This is a genomic window from Ochrobactrum sp. WV_118_8, from assembly GCF_039631535.1.
Classification (GTDB): domain Bacteria; phylum Pseudomonadota; class Alphaproteobacteria; order Rhizobiales; family Rhizobiaceae; genus Brucella; species Brucella anthropi.
The window spans coordinates 1,430,046-1,448,326 of sequence record NZ_JBDIUZ010000001.1 but is presented as its reverse complement, the minus strand read 5'-3'; the positions used below and the strand labels follow the sequence as shown (position 1 = coordinate 1,448,326).

The window sequence follows — 18,281 nt, the reverse complement described above, 5'->3', positions numbered from 1 at the left end:
TTTCAGCTTTCCAAATTCAGCGATTGTGCCAGTTCATCATCCATTTGATCGCTGGATTCATCCGGCCCACGCGGCTTGAGGCCGAACTGAACCAACAATGGAGCGGCGATGAAGATCGATGAATAGCTCGCAACAATGATACCGACGCTCAGTGCCAGTGCAAAGCTGCGGATATCCGCGCCACCGAAGGCATAGAGCGGAATATGCGCGAGAAAGGTCACAAAGGACGTCAGCAAGGTACGCGACAGCGTCTGGTTGATTGAGGCATCAATGATGGCAGGCAGTGGCGCGCTTTTATAGACGCGCAGGTTCTCACGCACGCGGTCGTAGATCACCACCGTATCGTTCAGCGAATAGCCGATGATCGTCAGGATTGCCGCGACGCTCCACAGATTGAACTCCATGCGGAAGACAATGAACATGCCCGCGAGGATGATGACGTCGTGCAAGGTTGAAAGCACCGCACCAAGCGCGAGCTGCCAGCGGAACCGGACCCATACGTAAATGAAGATACCGATCAGTGACAGAATGACCGCCAGAACTCCGGCGCGCGAAAGCTGTTCCGAAACAGTCGGCCCGACGACTTCAACGCGCTGGAATGAGTAGTCCTGCTCGAACTCTCCGCGCAATTTCACCGCGACGGTTTGTTCGGCATCGTCGCCGACTTCCTGACTGCCGATAATGACAAGAGCAGAGCGCGGAGACTTTGCCGGCAAAACGCGGGCGCTGTCGATATTGAGTTCGGTAAGACGTTCGGTGATGTCTTCAATATTGGCGTCACCGCTGCGGGCCTGCAGTTCAACCATCGAACCGCCACGGAAATCAATGCCGTAGTTGAAGCCGATATTGACGAACAGCGCGACCACGATAGCGCAGGCCAGCACCGAGATGCCGAGCGTCACGAACTGCAGACGCATGAACGGAATGTGCGTTACAGTCGGAACCAGTTTCAGACGACGCTTCGGCACTTCCTTCGGTTTGGCTGTGCGCACCCACTGCGCGATCAGCAAGCGGGTGAAGGTGAGCGTCGTGAAGAGCGTGGTGCCGATGCCGACCGCGACCGTCAGCGCGAAGCCATGAACCGTTCCCGACCCGAGCAGGAACAGAACAAGCGCTGCAATAAGTGTGGTGAGGTTTGCGTCGATAATGGTCGAGAGGGCGCGATAGAAGCCGGATTCCATCGCCTGGACAACGGAATAGCCCTTGCGGCGATCTTCGCGCACACGTTCATAAATCAGGATGTGGGCGTCAACGGCCAAACCTATGGTCAGTACCAGACCGGCAATACTGGCGAGACTGATCGAGGCGCCGATCAGCGAGAGTATGGCTGTCAGAATGATGATGTTGACGGCCAGTGCGACCATGGCGATCACACCGAGGATACCGTAGGACAAGACCATGAACAGGCCGACGAGCAGTGCCGCAAGCAAGGCTGCCAGTGCGGCCGCGCTGGCATAGTCCTCGCCCAGAGCCGACGCAATCGTGCGTTCTTCCAGAACCGTTACATCTTGCGGCAGCGCGCCGGAACGCAGCACAACGGCCATATTGTTGGCTGCCTGAAGATCGAAAGCGCCTGAAATCTGCAGCTCATTCGTATCGAGCTTCTCATCAACGGCGGGCGCGGAAACGATCTGATTGTCGACGACGATAGCAAAGCTACCACCAACCAGGTGCGATGTTGCTTCGGCAAGATTTTTGCGGCCTGCATCGTCCAATGTCAGCGTGATGACAGGCTCACTATCGTCATCCGACAGCGTCGCCTTGGCATCCGTCACATTGGCGCCAGTCAGGATCGGCTGTTTCTTGACGAGGTAGCCGACAGGCGGATCGTCATAGGAATAGATGATTTCACTGTCAGCGGGCGGCGTACCGCGAATAGCATCATCCGGTGACATGGTGCTGTCGACAGCACGGAAAGAGAAATTTCCGCGAACGCTGAGAATGTCTTTCAGAAGCTGCGCGTCATAGACACCGGGAACTTCAACCCGAATCTGATTGCGGTTTTCCTCTTCGACGAGAGGTTTGCCATAACCAAGCTCCTCCAGACGCTGCCGCATGATATTTGCGGTGCGCTCGAGCTCCCCTCGTCCGGGATTCTGCACCTGCAGGACCAGACGTGAGCCGCCGGAGAGATCGAGCCCAAGAGCGATCTGCTGCTTCGGCAGGAAATTTGGCAGTTTTGCCAGCGTTTCACGCGAGAAAAAGTTAGGGGATGCGATGATGAAACTCACGAGAACCGCGAGCCAGATCAGGGCAGATTTCCAGCGTGAAAAATAGAGCATAGAGCAGCAATTCCGTATCAGCTTGGATAGAGCATGCCGGAGTTCACTTGTTGCGAACCGCTCTCCGGCGTCGTGGCATGCGCATCGTATGTTAGCGCTTACCGAATAATGCGCAGGCCCCGGTTATGGAAATCTTACCGGGGTCTGCGTGTTGTAAAAAGAATTACTTGTTCTTGTTGTCGGCGACGGGCTCGCCCTTGACGCGAACATCCATCAGCGTGCTGCGCATAACGCGGATGCGCACACCTTCAGCGATTTCGACTTCAAGTTCGTTGTCGTCAACAACCTTCTGAACCTTGCCGACAATGCCGCCGCCGGTCACGACGGTATCGCCACGACGAACCTGGGTCAGCATTTCCTGACGCTTCTTCATCTGGGTCCGCTGCGGGCGGATGATAAGGAAGTACATGATCACGAAGATCAGGATGAACGGCAGAATGCTCATGAGCATATCTGGTCCAACAGCGCCGCCGGATGCCTGAGCGAAAGCCGGTGTTACGAACATTAGGAACTCCTCTGAAGTCTCGAAGACAAATTATTATCGGCATTACAATGGTTAGCGCGCCAAATGCAACCGGCGATGATCCCGCCTGCGCCAAGGTCGCACACTTTTCGCCTCCGCTGTGACATGTTAGGTTCTGTTGGGGATTAGGTTTCGGGCGTGGCGTGAGCCGGATTTTATTCCTGAACAGGAGAACAGACCGCTGTGGAGTAATTCTCCACAAGGGATGTTCGACGCATTCAGGAGGAAAATCTGCCACGTCGCTTCGCGATATGATGAAAATGGTCCAGCTTTGCGTCGCAAAACCTTGATGGAGAACCACTCCACCCTCGGTTTTGCTCCTAAATCTGTGCCATTTTCATTCATACCACGCTCCAAAACTAATCCCCAACAGACCCTAGCCCTTAGCCCTACCATCAGGGACATGAAATGACGACCGAAGACATACTCAGCCAGAAACTGGACCGTTTGATCGCCGCTCTGGAACGCATTGCGCCGCCGGAAGCCAAAACACCCGATCTTGATGCCGCAGACTGCTTTGTCTGGGCTCCCGAACGACTGACCCTGGATCCGGTCAAGCGCGTCAACCGAGTGGATATCGCACTGATCCGTGGCGTAGATTTGGTACGTGATCAGCTCGTGGACAATACCCGGCGCTTCGCAAAAGGATTTCCGGCAAACAATGTTCTGCTCTGGGGTGCGCGCGGCATGGGCAAATCCTCGCTCGTCAAGGCTGCACAGGCAAGTGTGAACGCTGAAATGGCGGATCGCGCTCCGCTCAAGCTGATCGAAATTCATCGCGAGGATATCGATAGCCTTCCGACATTGATGAACCTCATCAAGGATACGGACTATCGCTTCATCCTGTTTTGCGACGACCTTTCCTTCGATCATGACGATACATCCTATAAATCGCTCAAAGCTGCGCTTGAAGGCGGCGTCGAAGGTCGCCCCGGCAATGTGATCTTTTATGCAACCTCGAACCGGCGCCATCTGATGCCGCGCGACATGATCGACAACGAGCGCTCGACGGCGATCAATCCTTCGGAAGCGATTGAGGAAAAGGTATCCCTGTCGGACCGTTTCGGCCTCTGGCTCGGCTTCCACAAATGCAGCCAGGACGATTATCTCGCGATGGTCGATGGCTATGCGGCCCATTTTAAGCTGGCTTACGATCCGGCCAAGATGCATGCCGAAGCGCTGGAATGGTCCACCACGCGCGGAAACCGTTCGGGGCGCGTTGCCTGGCAATATATCCAGGATCTGGCAGGTCGCCTCGGAATTGCAATGTAAAGAAGACGGAACCAACCAAAAAAAGAAAGGCGGGCTTTTGGCCCGCCTTCTTTCATTATTAGATTTTGATCACGATTCCAGATACTTGGAAGGATTGACCGGGGCCGAATTTTTGCGCACTTCGAAATGCAGCTTCGGGGATTTCGCGTTGCCACTCATGCCCGATTTTGCAACTTCTTCGCCACGGCGAACCTTCTGTCCGCGCTGAACCAGTATCTGGCTGTTGTGACCGTAGACGGTGACGAGGCCATTGTCGTGACGGATCAGAACGGTCTGTCCGAACTCCTTGAGACCGTCACCGGCATAGATGACGACGCCGTTCTCAGCAGCTTTCACCGATGTGCCTTCCGGAACCATGATGTCGATACCGTCGCTTACCGATGTACCGTCACGCTGGCCGAAGCTTGCGAGAATACGGCCGCGTACCGGCCAGCGCATCTGTGAAATACCGGTGGAAGAAGGCGCTGCCGCCTGATCCTTTTCGGCATCTTCGATCACCTTGTTGCTCGCCTGCGGCGGCGTGTAAGGCTTCACATCGGCGTTGGCGGCTGGTGCGGCAGCCTTGGCCGGGTTTTCCGGAGGCTGTGAAACCGCTGCGACCTGCGTTGCATTGCCCGCTGCAGCAGAAGGAATGACGAGCGCCTGTCCGACGCGGATAGCGCCGTTCGACAGACCGTTTGCCTTCTTCAACTGCTCGACAGGAACATTGTGCTTCTGCGCGATGGAGAAGAGCGAATCACCGCTCTTAACCGTGTAGGTGCCGTTCGGCGCCGGCGGCGTCGTAGCATTTGCGCCTGCCGAAGCCATATCGTTCGCCGAAGGCTTCTTGCCGTTGACGGCAGGCGCCTGCGGGACAACCGCGATATTATTATCCGTTGGCCGGGGCATGGCTGGGTTCGTCGGAAGCTGCCCGAGAACCTTTTCCTGCGCACCATTTACGGTGTTGCGCGTAGATGTTGCTGCGCTGGCGACTTTGGCTTCTGCTGCATTGACCGTGTTGTTCACACGGTTTGCGGCCATGTCCTGCGCCTGCCCGACCTGATTCTGAATGTTATTGGATGCCGCTGCGACCGGAGCCTGAACCGACTGCCGTGCCGCCGCGACCGGTGCTGCCATCGGCGCCGAAGAAACCGGAGGCAATGAATTGCGCTGAACGGAACCGCTCGATGCGGGAGCCACGGGAGCCACAGATGCATAAAGATCGCCAGCCGGCTGCTGTGCGACACGCTGACTGGACGTAGAGCCCGTACTGATACCATCAGTGAAGCGCATCGTATCGGCACTGCACCCGGCACCAAAACCGGCAATCAGAACGATCGCGACATTCCGCAGGAGACGTTCAGACGTGTGCTGCAAAATTTGTAAACGCATGTTCAACTCGCCCATACTCGAAACTCAGTAAGGTGATTAAAACGCGTTAATGTTACTCTCTGGTTAAGAACGGCAAATCTTCGAAAAAAGATTCACCAATTAAATACCATAAGCGCACAAAGCGACCGAAAGCCCTCCCTGGCACTACCAAAGAGAGCCTGAAAGCCATCATTTTGACGAATCGATACGCGCTCCGTTCACAGAACGGACGAAACGCCCTCGATGAAAGACTGATAGCGGACCACCATCAGGTCCTCCTGCTCGAATCGGCTGCCGACCTTGGCGATACGTGTCATGATCTGTCGACCATCTCCCGGACCGATCGGAGCGATCAGCACGCCATGCGTTGCCAGAAGATCAACGAAATGACGAGGCACTTCGTCGAAGGCAAGCCAGATCAGGATGCGGTCAAAGGGGCCACCCGGCATTCCATGGCGACCATCGGCATGTTTGACCATGATGTTTTCGCGCTTAAGCGACACGAATTGCTGCAAGGCGTGGTCGCAGAGCTTGCGATAACGTTCGACCGTTGTGACACGACCGGCGAGCGAAGACATAACAGCAGCCGTGAAACCGGAGCCGGTTCCGATCTCCAGCACACGATGGCCGGGTTCCAGCTTGAGCGCGGCGATGGCGCGAGCCTGATCATCAATGCCCTCCATGTACTCGCCGCAGTCGAGCGGCGCAGTACGGGAGCTGTAGGAAAGATGAGACCATGACGACGCGAGAAAGCTCTGGCGTGGTGTGGACTCGATGGCTGCAAAAAGGCGCGGATCGTCAATCCCGTACCCGCGCATTCGCATAACGAAGGATGCGAATCCTTCTCTGTCCGAAAGCCGTGGGCGCTCAGACGCTGCCTGCCTCATGCTTCAACCCCCAAGCTCTGCAACCCCAAGTGCTGCGCTCAATTCTGCCCGAACCTTATGCGCGGTCAGATCGAGGTGCAACGGGGTTACAGAAATGCAATCGGAACGAATGGCTGCAATGTCGCTGTCATCCGCAACCGGCGCCTTGCCCCGACCAAAATGCAACCAGAAATACGGGAAGCCACGCCCGTCGCGACGTTCATCGAGGCGGGCATCATGGCTGAGCTTGCCTTGAGCTGTGACGCGCGTTCCCTTGACTTCATCCGCACCGCAGTTCGGGAAGTTGAGATTCAACAGGACGCCTTCCGGCCATCCTGCCTCCATCAGCTTTTTTATAAGTTCAGGCGCGTGCGTTTCCGCCGTTTCCCACGGCACGATGCGGCGGTCGCCTTCATATTCATATTCCTGCGACAGCGCGATAGACCGCACACCGAGCAACGTGCCCTCCATGGCGCCGGCAACCGTACCCGAATAGGTGACATCGTCGGCAATATTCGCGCCGGAGTTCACGCCCGAAAGAATGAGATCAGGCGCACCCGGCAGAACGTGGCGCACACCCATGATGACGCAATCGGTCGGCGTGCCGCGCAATGCGAAATGACGATCATCGATCTGGCGAAGGCGAAGCGGTTCCGACAGCGTCAGCGAATGCGCGAGGCCGCTCTGGTCGGTTTCCGGAGCGACAACCCAGACGTCATCGGAGAGCTTGCGTGCGATCCGCTCCAGAACTGCGAGGCCTTCAGCGTGGATACCATCATCGTTCGTCAGCAGAATTCGCACGTCGTCACTCCTTCATTTATCAATAAATGTGATTCACGCAGCTTTCTCTATCCGCGTGAGGCCGCCCATGTATGGCTGCAATGCTTCAGGAATATGAATGCTGCCATCTTCTTCCTGATAATTTTCCATGACGGCGATCAGCGCGCGTCCGACGGCGACACCCGAACCGTTCAGCGTATGCACGAAACGGGTCGACTTCTCGCCTTCCGGACGATAGCGGGCGTTCATGCGACGGCCCTGGAAATCACCGCAGACCGAGCAGCTGGAAATTTCGCGGTAGGTGTTCTGGCCGGGCAGCCATACTTCAATGTCGTAGGTCTTCTGTGCGCCGAAGCCCATGTCGCCAGTGCAGAGCACGACGGTGCGGAACGGCAGGCCAAGGCGCTTCAACACTTCTTCTGCACAGGCGGTCATGCGCTCATGCTCTTCAACCGAGCTGTCGGCATCGGTGATCGACACCATTTCCACTTTCAGGAACTGGTGCTGGCGCAGCATGCCACGCGTGTCGCGACCGGCAGAACCTGCTTCCGAACGGAAGCATGGGGTCAGCGCCGTATAGCGCTGGGGAAGCGACTTGGTATCGACGATTTCATCTGCAACCAGATTGGTCAGCGGGACTTCGGCGGTTGGAATCAGCCAGCGACCATCCGTCGTGCGGAACAGATCTTCCGAAAATTTCGGCAGCTGGCCCGTGCCATAGACAGCTTCATCGCGCACCATCAACGGCGGCATCGTTTCGGTATAGCCGTGTTCCATCGTGTGCAGGTCGAGCATGAACTGGCCAAGCGCACGTTCGAGACGCGCAAGCGGCCCCTTCAACACGGTAAAGCGCGAACCTGCGAGCTTTGCAGCGCGTTCAAAATCCATGTAACCGAGCGCCTCACCCAACTCGAAATGTTCTTTCGGCTGAAAGGCAAAGTTTCGCTGGTTGCCGACGCGACGAACTTCGACATTGTCGCTTTCGTCCTTGCCGAGTGGCACGTCTTCGAGCGGAATATTGGGAATGGTCGACAGAGCGTCGTTCAGTTCCTTGGTCAGGCGACGCTCTTCGTCCTCAGCCTGCGCAAGAAAATCCTTCAACTCCGCAACTTCGGCCTTCAGCTTGTCAGCCGTCGCCGCGTCCTTCGCAGCCATGGCCTTGCCGATTTCCTTCGAAGCGGCATTTCGGCGCTCCTGCGCAGCCTGAACCTTGCCGACATATTCGCGGCGTTTTTCGTCCAGCGCCATCAATTCGGACGACAGCGACTGAGCCCCACGCTTGGCGAGCGCTTTGTCGAGGGTTTCAGGGTTTTCGCGAATCCATTTGATGTCGAGCATGGGAAAAGCCGTTTCGTGAAATTGAACAGAAGCGAGTCCGCACAACCTGCGACCTCACAGAATCATAGTGACAAATCAGGACGATGAAGCGTTGTTTTCAGCGTCGGAAGCTTCCTGCGCCTCATCCCGCTTCTTCTCGATCATGCGAGCCACGATGATTGAAATCTCGTAGAGAAGGATTGTTGGCAAGGCAAGGCCGATCTGGCTCGCCGGATCGGGCGGAGTCAGGACCGCTGCAACGACAAAAGCAATGACAATTGCATATTTGCGCTTGTCCTTCAGGCCAGCCGACGTCACCAGTCCGACACGGGCCATCAGGCTCGTTACCACCGGCAGCTGGAAGACCAGACCGAACGCAAAGATGAGCGTCATGATAAGGCTCAGATATTCCGATACCTTCGGCAGGAGAGAAATCTGCACTTCACCGGCGCCGCCAGTCTGCTGCATTGCGAGGAAGAACCACATCACCATCGGCGTGAAGAAGAAGTAGACGAGCGCGCCGCCTGTCAAAAACAGGATCGGCGATGCAATCAGGAACGGCAGGAACGCCATGCGCTCATGCTTGTAGAGGCCGGGCGCCACAAACTTGTAAATCTGTGCTGCAATGATCGGAAATGCCAGCACGATGCCGCCGAACATGGCCACCTTCACCTGTGTGAAGAAGAATTCCTGCGGCGCGGTATAGATCAGTTCCGCTTTCGAGCGATCCATGCCCGCCCAGTCGAGCGCCCATTGATAAGGCACGACAAGCAGGTTGAAGAGCTGTTTGGCAAAAGCGAAACAGAAAATAAATGCCACGAAAAATGCCAGAATTGCCCAGATCAGGCGGCGGCGCAGCTCGATCAGGTGCTCAAGCAGAGGCGCTGCGCTCTGTTCGATTTCGTCCTCGTCGCGTGTCACGCTTTGGTTCCTGTCTTCTTCGTGGTCTTCTTGGCAGTTGTGGCGGCAGCAGCCTTGACCGTTCCAGCCTTTGCCGTTTCCGCTTTCGCCGCTGCGGGCTTTCGGGGAGCAGGCTTTGCAACGGAAGCCGCCTTCGGCGCAGCCTTCGTTTTGGCTACAGTGACTTCGGCCGCTTTATTCTCTGCCTTCGGTGCAGTCTTTCGGGTCGCCTTCTTGGGCGCTGCGGCTTTTTCCACAGCAGGCGGAACCGGTGCGCCATCGGCATCAACCGGCGTCGTCACTTCAGCAACTTTTTCAGGTGTCGCCGGAGACATGGAAGACGTGGACTGAAGGCCCGAGCGCAGATCCTCGCCCGCACTTCGAATCGGATCGAATACCTGCGTGATCTTCGAGCGCGGGTCTAGCTTGCGGGTCTCGTCGATGATGTTCTTGACGTCGTCAAGCTCAGCCTCTTTCAAGGCTTCGTCGAACTGCTGCTTGAACTCATTGGCGGTGGCACGCATGCGCGCTGTCGCCTTGCCGAATGCACGCAGCATTTTCGGCAAATCCTTGGGACCGACCACCACGATCATCACGATCGCAATAATCAGAAGTTCAGACCAACCGATGTCGAACATATTCTTGATACCCCGCGCAATTCGCGCGCGCGTCCCGTCTTTCGGCGGAAAACCGCACTTGTAAATGGCAAAATATGCTGCGCGCGCTTGCACGTGCGCAGCATGCTTTATCCGTTAGATCAGGACTTGGTGGTTTTCTTGACGTCGTTGACGGTTTCGTCAGCCTTGGCGTCGATCGTACGACCCGAATCCCGCGCGTCATCCTTGGCGTCTTCGTCGGACATGCCCTGCTTGAAGTTCTTGATGCCCTTGGCAACATCACCCATCAGCTCGGGAATCTTGCCGCGGCCAAACAGAAGAAGGACAACCGCCAGGACGATCAGCCAGTGCCAGATGGAAAAGCTACCCATTTTATTCCTCTCATTGCCGCGAACGCGCGGCATGTTCCTGCAATGCCAGTTACGATTTAAGCGCTTTCAACAAATCTTTCAAACAGAAGTGTGACGGTGAACGGCTTTGCGACAAATAAAATTGGCTCCAAAGGCCATACTGAGACTATTCACCGCGTGGGGCGAGCAAGCCAAGGCTTTCCAGATCGATATCTTCGAGCGGCTCTTCGTCTTCTGTCAGCTCATCCGGGTCGATATTCGGCACCGGAACGGCAAAGCTCGATGGCATACGTGCCGAGAGCAGCCCTGCCCCGCGCAGCTCTTCCAGTCCCGGCAAATCGCGGATTTCCGGAAGGCCGAAATGGTCGAGAAACGAGTCGGTCGTGCCATAGGTGACCGGACGGCCGGGCGTACGGCGGCGTCCGCGCAATTTGATCCAGCCGGTCTCCATGAGGACATCCAGTGTGCCCTTTGAGGTCTCCACACCACGGATATCTTCCAGCTCGGCGCGCGTGACCGGCTGGTGATAGGCGATGATGGCAAGCACTTCCATCGCGGCGCGGGACAGCTTGCGCTGCTGCACAGCTTCGCGGCTCATAAGAAAGGCGAGATCGGGTGCCGTACGGAACGCCCACGCACTGCCAACCTGAACAAGGTGCACGCCGCGCGTTTCATATATTTTCTGCAAATGTTTCAAAACTGGCGCGACGTCAACATTGGCAGGCAAACGTTCAGCCAATGCGCGTTCGGAAACCGGTTCAGAGGACGCAAAAACAATGGCTTCGACAATGCGCGCAAGATCAGCAAGCCCCTGCGTCAAGACAGAAACTTCCGTTTCGATCTGATCGTCGTCACTATCGATTTCAGCCAGATTTCGACGTTCCGCCTCAGACATCCTCGTCCTCATCCAATTCGCTGATATCTCCTGTCGCCCGGATATAGATCGGCTCGAAAGGAGCGTTTTGCCTGACTTCCAGTTTGCCTTCACGCACAAGCTCAAGACTGGCGGCGAAGGAACTCGCGAGCGCCGAAGCTCTTTCTCGGGGCGAAAGCGCATAATCGATCAGGAAGCGATCGAGAGAAATCCAGTCGCCCACCGATCCCATCAAACGCACGAGTGCCACACGAGCTTCCTTCAATGACCAGACTGCGCGCTTGGCAATCTGCACCTGCGACACGGCCTGTCGCTGGCGCTGCGAAGCATAGGCGGTAAGAAGATCGTACAGCGTTCCAGAAAACTGGCTGGTCCTGTCCACCATGACCATTTCCGGCATACCGCGCGCAAAAACATCCCGCCCCAGCCGGTTGCGGTTGACGAGTTTCGCCGCCGCATCGCGCATGGCTTCAAGTCTCTTCAAACGGTAATGCAACGAAGCAGCCAGTTCTTCGCCGGTCGCTCCATCATCGCCCTGTTGCTTCGGGATCAGCAGCTTCGATTTGAGATAGGCAAGCCATGCCGCCATGACGAGATAGTCGGCCGCAAGTTCGAGGCGCAAGGCGCGTGCCTGTTCCACGAACACCAGATACTGCTCTGCAAGCGCAAGAACGGAAATACGGGCGAGATCGACGCGCTGGCTCCGCGCAAGATGGAGCAGCAAATCAAGCGGGCCTTCAAACCCCTGCACATCGATGAGAAGCGACGGTTCACTTTCGCTACGTTCGGAATCGCCCTGCCACAGCGCATCCATCGGCACGAGCGTGCCGTCTTTGCCGTCTGTGTCTGCTCCCGATGCCGCCAAACCCGTTTCCCTGCTGATAAGGTCCACCGGCGGATCAGCCCGCCGGTGATGTCAGTTTACCAAGTTTTGACGATTACGCTATCAGTTCGAACATGGCGTTGAATTCTGCGCGCAGTTCGTCCTCATCGGAAAGATCGGGATCGCCCGCATAGACTTCCGCCAGATCGGCACGACGCTTCGCCTTGCCTTCAAGAACCGGCACACGCGCTGCAACCTGCTTCAGTTCTTCCATCACACCTGCGCAATAGAGAACCATATCGCAACCGGCACCGATGATGCCGTCCGCAATGTCACCGAGTCCGCCCGAAAGCGCCTTCATGGAAATGTCGTCGCTCATGACAAGACCATCGAACTGGATGACATCGCGAATGATCGTGTTGATGACAGTCGGTGACAATGTCGAAGGGCGCTGCGGATCGATGCAATCGAATACGACATGCGCCGTCATTGCCATTGGCAGGTCATTGAGCGCCTTGAACGGCACGAAATCATGCGCAACCAGCTCATTCAGCGGAACCGTGACACGCGCCAGCTCCTTGTGGGTGTCGGCAAACGCACGGCCGTGCCCCGGCATATGCTTGATCACAGGCAGCAAACCACCGGCAAGCAAGCCTTCAGCAGCAGCTCGCCCCATTTCTGCAACCGCCTGCGGGTTCTTGGAATAGGCTCGCGCGCCGATAACATCATGTGCGCCTTCGACGGGTACGTCCAGAACCGGCAGGCAGTCCACATTGACACCAACCTTCAGCAAATCGAATGCATGCAGGCGGGCATGAAGCCACGCAGCTCGCAGACCTGCTTCCCGATCACGCGCATAGATCGCACCGACTTCCGAGGCCGAAGGATAGTTTGGAACGAGCGGCGGGCGAAGGCGCTGCACGCGTCCACCTTCCTGATCGATGAAAACCGGCGTCTGGTGCCGGCCCGTCAGGTCGCGCATGTGCGCCGTCAGCTCGGAAACCTGTTCCAGACTTTCGACATTGCGCGCAAAAAGAATAAAGCCCCAAGGTCTTTCATCGCGGAAAAACGCGATTTCGTCCTCGGTCAGTTTCGTTCCCGACACACCGGCAATCCATGCCTTGCACTCTTTCATGCGCTCTTCCCCAAAATTGTCTGGAAATGCTGTACTCAAACAACCCTGCCCCGGTTTAACCGAAAAAATCAGGGCTTGGTAGTGGACCATGAAAAAGGGCGACCGAGGCCGCCCTTTTTCATATTCAATGTCCGACAAATCACTGCGTTACGAAGCAGCTGCCGCCAGCGGACTTAAGGCGTCCGCAAAGTGCGGATGCATCTTCCTTGGAACCACCCTGAACACGGACACGATAGTAGGTGCCCTTGCCCGGAATGTCGGCACGCTTGATGTCGACGCTGCGGCCACCGATTACGCTGCCATACTTTTGGGCCATATTGGCATAGGACTTCTGTGCCAGCTCGGCAGATGGCTGCGAAGCAATCTGGATGAAATAACCGCCTGCACCTGCTGCCGATGCAACCTGCGGCGCTGCCGGAGCAGGATTGGTTGCAGCGGGGGCCTGCGTGCGCTGCGGAACATTGCCGACGATGTTGACCGGTTGTTCGGCAGGCCGTGATGGCACCACCGGAGCACGGACAGGAAGACGCGGCGCTTCCGCAGCCGGCTCAGGCTGTTGTGCCACAGGAGCCGGTGCAGGTGTTTGCGCAGCCGGTTCTGCCGGTGCATTGCCAGCGGCCAGCGCAGCAATTTCATCACCACCGGCGGGAGCCGCCGGCTGAGCAGTGTTTGCTGGTGGCAGCTGCGAGGCTGTTTCCTGCGGAGCCGGGGATGGCTGGACAATAGAGCCGTCTGGACGAACGATCATGGTTTCCACTTCGCGCGGCTGGACCAACGGCGCATTGTGGTTCGCGTTCTGATTCTCGGCCGAAGCATTATTCGTCACTGGCGGCTCGTCAGGCGTATTGTCCGCCATGTTCTCGCTGTCATCCGTGCCGGAAATGTCCACTGGCTCTTCACCGGAAGTAATCAGAGACTTTTGTTCCGGATTGTTCGGCAGCGTACCGGCAACGCGGTCATAAACTGCCTTGTCCTGGTTCGGTACCGTGGCACCGCCCGGATTTTCCGGCTGCATTTTGATCGGCTGATTGTCGGCACGAATCACGACCGGCTCACCGGAACCGCTACCTCCGAGGAAGTGATAGCCGATCCCGCCAAGAAGCACCGCCGCACCGGCCACGCTGGCCAGAATAAGACCACGACGGCCACGAACCGGGCGATTACGATAAGCTTCGGCAGCGCTGCCAAGATCATCCTCCGCCTGCATCGCAGCGCGTTCGCCAAAGTCGCCTCCTTCAAGGGTCTGTGCACCCTGGGCTGCCCAATGGTTATAGAAGTCGTCTTCATTGCCCAACGGATTGGAGGCTTTTGGCTGTGCTGGCGCTCGGGCTGTTGCCTGTGAGCGGCCATACGCTCCCGCAGCTGCGGCAGCGCCGACGCCCACTGCTGCAGCACCGACGGCAGCACCAAGGCTGGCGCCGGTGTTTGGCAGATAGCTCGAAGCGCTTTCGCGGAATATGTCCTCAAAAGCCCTGTCAGCTTCGCTCTGTGCGTCTGTTTTTGCCGATTCATCCACACCAACCGTGTTGAAGACCTCGGCGAATTCGGCTTCGAGATCAGTCAAACCGGCGTTGGCTTCTTCTTCGCCGTAGTTGATTTCCGGCAAATCGAGGGAATGCGTCTGCTCGACCTTTTCTTCGGCCACGCTCAAGGTTTCGACTTCGGGCGCCGGGGCACTGACCGCAGCCGTATGAGCACTGCCGAACTGCTGGAACGAAGTCGATGAAGAACGGTAATCGTCGTCCGAACGCACCGCATGTGCGTAGGCGGTGGCTTCTTCTTCAGGTTCCGAGCTCAGATCGAGATCATCTTCCATGAAGAAATCATCTTCGCTGAAAGCGTTCTCATCCTGAATGCTGGAAACATCGCCGGACGTTTCGAAACCGAAATCATCTTCCGAAAGGCTGATTTCGTCCAGCTCCGAAAGATCGTCTTCGGTTCCTTCAGCAGCGATTGCAGCTGCTGTTTCCTCAACATCAAACGAAAAATCGTCGTCGAAAGAGAAATCGTCGTCGCCAAGAGAAGGCGCTGTTTCTGTAACCGGCGCATAGTCAGCCTGCGGGGCTGTCGCCACTGCGTCCTGCCCTGCAATGCCCGAGGAGAAATTGCTTCGCGTATAGTACGGATATCCTGCAGGCACGACCTGAGACTGAGGCGCATAGGTTTCAACGGGTGCAGCCGTCTGTGGTGCAGCATCGTAAGCCGGCTCATCGAGCTGCAGATCATCGAAATGCAAATCTGCAAGCTCGGTCTCGTCCTGATATCCAACATTCTGCACCGGCACCACGTCGTGGTGGACGTAGGGCTCCTCTGCCGGCGCGACATGAGAAAACCGGGTCTCGTCGTGAGACACTGGCTGCGGCTCATCGCCGAAAAGGAGATTTTCCAGCTCGTCCTCAAGCGAAACCGGCGCAGCGGCGGCATAGGACTGTTCGGCAGGCTCAACAGCCTGAACGCTCCAATCATGATCGCGCGCAGGCTGATAAGCCTCTTGATGCGGCTCTATGGCTGGCTGATAGATGGTCGGATCGTAATCGGTCTGATCGACATGAAGCGGCTCGACAGTTTCCCGGCGAGCGTAGACCGACGACGATGCGGCATAGGTCTCTTCGTTCGAATCGCGTGCAGCCGAATAATCACTGTAGTCGAATTGCGGCACAGGTTCAGTTCGGTCAGTTTCTTCGAACTCAAGTGCTTCGAATGAGGGCGTTTCCAATTCCGGCGCCTGCTCATCTTCATCCATTTGAAGATCAAGCTCGTCTTCCAGAGCCGAAGCAAGTTCTTCCTCATGAATCAGAGGCTCATCCAACAGATGAGAATCATCTTGTGCAGGGGTCGCTGCGAACTGGGACTGGTCCGTAGGCTGAGAATAATCATTGAAGTCACCGAGCAATTCGCGCTCCAGATCCAGCGATGGATCGAAGCCCGGCTCTGTCCGGTTATCTTCAAAGTAACTAGGTCGGCGCTCATTCCAAGCGACGTTGTCATCAGCAGGCGTGCCGAAGTCCATGATCCGCGACAGTTCCATCAGTGGATCGTCTTCGTGCAACGGACGCTCGCCGTAATTACGGGGATTTGCACTGCTGTCCGTCATAGCGTGTTCCTAACTCAAACCCTGGACGTCGCAAGACGTCTCCATACATTGCTTTGTAGCGAGGCAATGTGGGCAAAAGTTGACGGAAGTTTCCTGCGCCAGAAGGAAGACCAATGACTTGCGTTCATTATGGCCTTCCACCTGTTCGACTTGCCAACTTTTGCCTTCAATCAGTCTTTCGACCTGAAAAGCTTCGTGACAGTCGCCTGAACTCCGAAGTCATCTCGAACCACATAGTGTGGCCCGTGAGCTGCGGAGACCATTCTTCGAGTATAATCCATCTCAAAAGGCTTTCACCTTCGAACTATACTCTAGCGCATTTCCGTTGGAGCATCCGCACCGATTATCGTCAATCCGGAAGTCAGCACATCGGAAACAACCTGTACCAGCCCTAGCCTGGCTAATGACAAGTCTGGATCGTTAACCTTAATAAAACGTAAGTCCGGGTTCTCTGTGCCTCTATTCCACTGCGAATGGAACGCGCTGGCGAGATCATAGAGGTAAAAAGCAAGCCGATGCGGCTCCTGATGAATGGCCGCAGCCTCGATCAGACGCGGATATTCGGCGAGCTTGCGAACGAGTGCAATTTCGCTCTCATCGGTCAGCTTGTCGAAATGCGCAGCCATACCGACTCGGTCGAGATCGGCGAGACCAAGCTGATCGGCAGCCTGACGGAAAACCGAATGGCAACGCGCGGAAGCATATTGCACGTAGAAGACCGGATTATCCTTCGACTGCTCCGTCACCTTGGCAAAATCGAAATCCAGCGGCGCATCGTTCTTCCGGTAAAGCATCATGAAACGAACCGGATCGCGGCCGACTTCATCCACCACATCGCGCAGCGTGATGAATTCGCCTGACCGCTTCGACATGCGCACAGGCTCGCCATCGCGGAACAGCTTGACCAGCTGGCAGAGCAGCACCGTCAGCTTCGCCTTGCCGTCGGAAACAGCCCTTGCGACCGCTTCCAGACGCTTGACGTAGCCGCCATGATCGGCACCCAGCACATAGATCATCTCGTTGAAGCCGCGGTCGTACTTGTCCTTGAAATAGGCCACGTCGCCTGCAAAGTAGGTGAAAGCGCCATCGGACTTCATCAGAGGACGGTCGATATCGTCACCCACTTCCGTCGAACGGAACAATGTCTGCTCGCGATCTTCCCAGTCTTCCGGAAGCTGACCCTTCGGGGGCGGCAGCTTGCCCTTGTAGACATGGCCCTTGAGCGTCAGATCGTTGATTGCATTGCGAATCGCCCGTGCGTGATCAACATGCAGCTTGCGCTCGGAGAAGAACACGTCATGGTGCACGTTGAGCGCATCAAGATCGGCGCGGATCATCGCCATCATGGCATCAATCGTGCGATCCTTTACGAGAGCAAGCGCTTCGGCTTCCGGCATTTCCAGAAGCTTCGAACCAAATTCCTTGGCAAGCTCCTGCCCGACCGGAACGAGATAGTCGCCGGGATAAAGACCAGACGGAATTTCACCGATATTTTCACCGAGCGCTTCACGGTAGCGCAGCATGACGGACCGCGCCAACACATCGATCTGCGCACCGGCATCGTTGATGTAGTATTCCTTGACCACATCATAGCCTGCAAATTTCAGCAGATTGGCCAGAACATCGCCCACAACTGCGCCGCGGCAATGGCCCACATGCATCGGGCCCGTCGGGTTTGCCGAAACATATTCGACATTGACCTTCGATCCTGCACCAAGTTTGGAGCGACCGAAATCCTTACCTTCATTCAGCATCGCCGAGAGTTCGCGTTGCCAGTAAGTGGCCTTCAGACGCAGATTGATGAAGCCCGGACCGGCGACATCAACCTTTTCGACGTCGGTATCCGAGGCAAGAGCCTCGGCGATGCGACCGGCAAGTTCACGCGGATTCTGACCGACGGCCTTGGAGAGCACCATCGCAGCATTGGTTGCGATATCACCATGGGAAGCATCTCGCGGCGGCTCGACACCGATGCGCGAAAGGTCTAAATCGCCACCGTCTTTCGGTTTCAGATCAATATCTTGCAACGTCTTTTTGATACGTGCGTCGAAATCTGCAAAGATATTCATGGTCTGTCCTGTCAGGCTTACGCCGGGCT

15 protein-coding genes are annotated in these 18,281 nt (G+C 56.6%); 1 reads left to right on the top strand and 14 read right to left on the bottom strand.

Going from position 1 to position 18,281, the window contains the following annotated elements; all coding sequences use genetic code 11:
• Positions 1 to 2 precede the first annotated feature (2 nt).
• Together secDF and yajC are read right to left on the bottom strand one after the other, a co-directional pair.
• Positions 3 to 2,282 carry a protein translocase subunit SecDF gene (gene secDF / locus ABDF71_RS06995; protein WP_010661251.1) on the bottom strand — a complete coding sequence of 760 codons (2,280 nt, stop codon included), beginning with the start codon at positions 2,280 to 2,282 and terminating at the stop codon, positions 3 to 5.
• Between the two features lie 163 nt (positions 2,283 to 2,445).
• Positions 2,446 to 2,787 carry a preprotein translocase subunit YajC gene (yajC, locus tag ABDF71_RS06990; protein ID WP_010661250.1) on the bottom strand — a complete coding sequence of 114 codons (342 nt, stop codon included), beginning with the start codon at positions 2,785 to 2,787 and terminating at the stop codon, positions 2,446 to 2,448.
• Positions 2,788 to 3,213: 426 nt separating this feature from the next.
• Between yajC and ABDF71_RS06985 the strand changes: the two genes are divergently transcribed.
• Positions 3,214 to 4,077 (top strand): ATP-binding protein, encoded by an 864-nt coding sequence (locus ABDF71_RS06985; protein ID WP_010661249.1) that lies wholly within the window; start codon positions 3,214 to 3,216, stop codon positions 4,075 to 4,077.
• A gap of 69 nt (positions 4,078 to 4,146) precedes the next feature.
• Here the strand turns inward: ABDF71_RS06985 and dipM are convergent, their stop codons facing one another.
• From dipM to argS, 12 genes are all read right to left on the bottom strand, one after another.
• Positions 4,147 to 5,463 (bottom strand): cell division endopeptidase DipM, encoded by a 1,317-nt coding sequence (gene dipM, locus ABDF71_RS06980; RefSeq protein WP_500061422.1) that lies wholly within the window; start codon positions 5,461 to 5,463, stop codon positions 4,147 to 4,149.
• Between the two features lie 182 nt (positions 5,464 to 5,645).
• Positions 5,646 to 6,314: a protein-L-isoaspartate(D-aspartate) O-methyltransferase gene (locus tag ABDF71_RS06975; protein WP_010661247.1), complete on the bottom strand. Its 669-nt coding sequence runs from the start codon at positions 6,312 to 6,314 to the stop codon at positions 5,646 to 5,648.
• 3 nt (positions 6,315 to 6,317) lie between these two features.
• The gene (gene surE, locus ABDF71_RS06970; protein WP_105529015.1) at positions 6,318 to 7,094 is read right to left on the bottom strand and encodes a 5'/3'-nucleotidase SurE; all 777 of its coding nucleotides are present in this window, start codon (positions 7,092 to 7,094) and stop codon (positions 6,318 to 6,320) included.
• Positions 7,095 to 7,127: 33 nt separating this feature from the next.
• Positions 7,128 to 8,411, bottom strand: coding sequence for a serine--tRNA ligase (gene serS / locus ABDF71_RS06965; RefSeq protein WP_010661245.1), 1,284 nt, complete (start codon positions 8,409 to 8,411; stop codon positions 7,128 to 7,130).
• Positions 8,412 to 8,486: 75 nt separating this feature from the next.
• Positions 8,487 to 9,311, bottom strand: a complete 825-nt coding sequence (gene tatC, locus ABDF71_RS06960; protein WP_012092212.1) for a twin-arginine translocase subunit TatC — start codon at positions 9,309 to 9,311, stop codon at positions 8,487 to 8,489.
• The gene (gene tatB / locus ABDF71_RS06955) at positions 9,308 to 9,928 is read right to left on the bottom strand and encodes a Sec-independent protein translocase protein TatB (protein WP_500061421.1); all 621 of its coding nucleotides are present in this window, start codon (positions 9,926 to 9,928) and stop codon (positions 9,308 to 9,310) included. The genes tatC and tatB overlap by 4 nt, the downstream gene beginning before the upstream one ends.
• 119 nt (positions 9,929 to 10,047) lie before the next feature.
• Complete coding sequence (locus tag ABDF71_RS06950; protein WP_010661242.1) at positions 10,048 to 10,278, bottom strand: twin-arginine translocase TatA/TatE family subunit; 231 nt, start codon at positions 10,276 to 10,278, stop codon at positions 10,048 to 10,050.
• Positions 10,279 to 10,423: 145 nt separating this feature from the next.
• Positions 10,424 to 11,152, bottom strand: coding sequence for an SMC-Scp complex subunit ScpB (gene scpB, locus ABDF71_RS06945; RefSeq protein ID WP_012092214.1), 729 nt, complete (start codon positions 11,150 to 11,152; stop codon positions 10,424 to 10,426).
• Entirely contained in the window at positions 11,145 to 11,996 is an 852-nt protein-coding gene (locus ABDF71_RS06940) for a segregation and condensation protein A (RefSeq protein WP_010661240.1), read from the bottom strand. Before ABDF71_RS06940 ends, scpB begins: the two co-directional genes overlap by 8 nt.
• Positions 11,997 to 12,069: 73 nt before the next feature.
• On the bottom strand, positions 12,070 to 13,089 hold the full coding sequence (nagZ, locus tag ABDF71_RS06935) for a beta-N-acetylhexosaminidase (protein ID WP_010661239.1): 1,020 nt from the start codon (positions 13,087 to 13,089) through the stop codon (positions 12,070 to 12,072).
• 139 nt (positions 13,090 to 13,228) lie between these two features.
• Positions 13,229 to 16,183, bottom strand: a complete 2,955-nt coding sequence (locus ABDF71_RS06930; protein ID WP_500061420.1) for an SPOR domain-containing protein — start codon at positions 16,181 to 16,183, stop codon at positions 13,229 to 13,231.
• Between the two features lie 311 nt (positions 16,184 to 16,494).
• The gene (gene argS, locus ABDF71_RS06925; RefSeq protein WP_500061419.1) at positions 16,495 to 18,252 is read right to left on the bottom strand and encodes an arginine--tRNA ligase; all 1,758 of its coding nucleotides are present in this window, start codon (positions 18,250 to 18,252) and stop codon (positions 16,495 to 16,497) included.
• Positions 18,253 to 18,281: the final 29 nt, after the last annotated feature.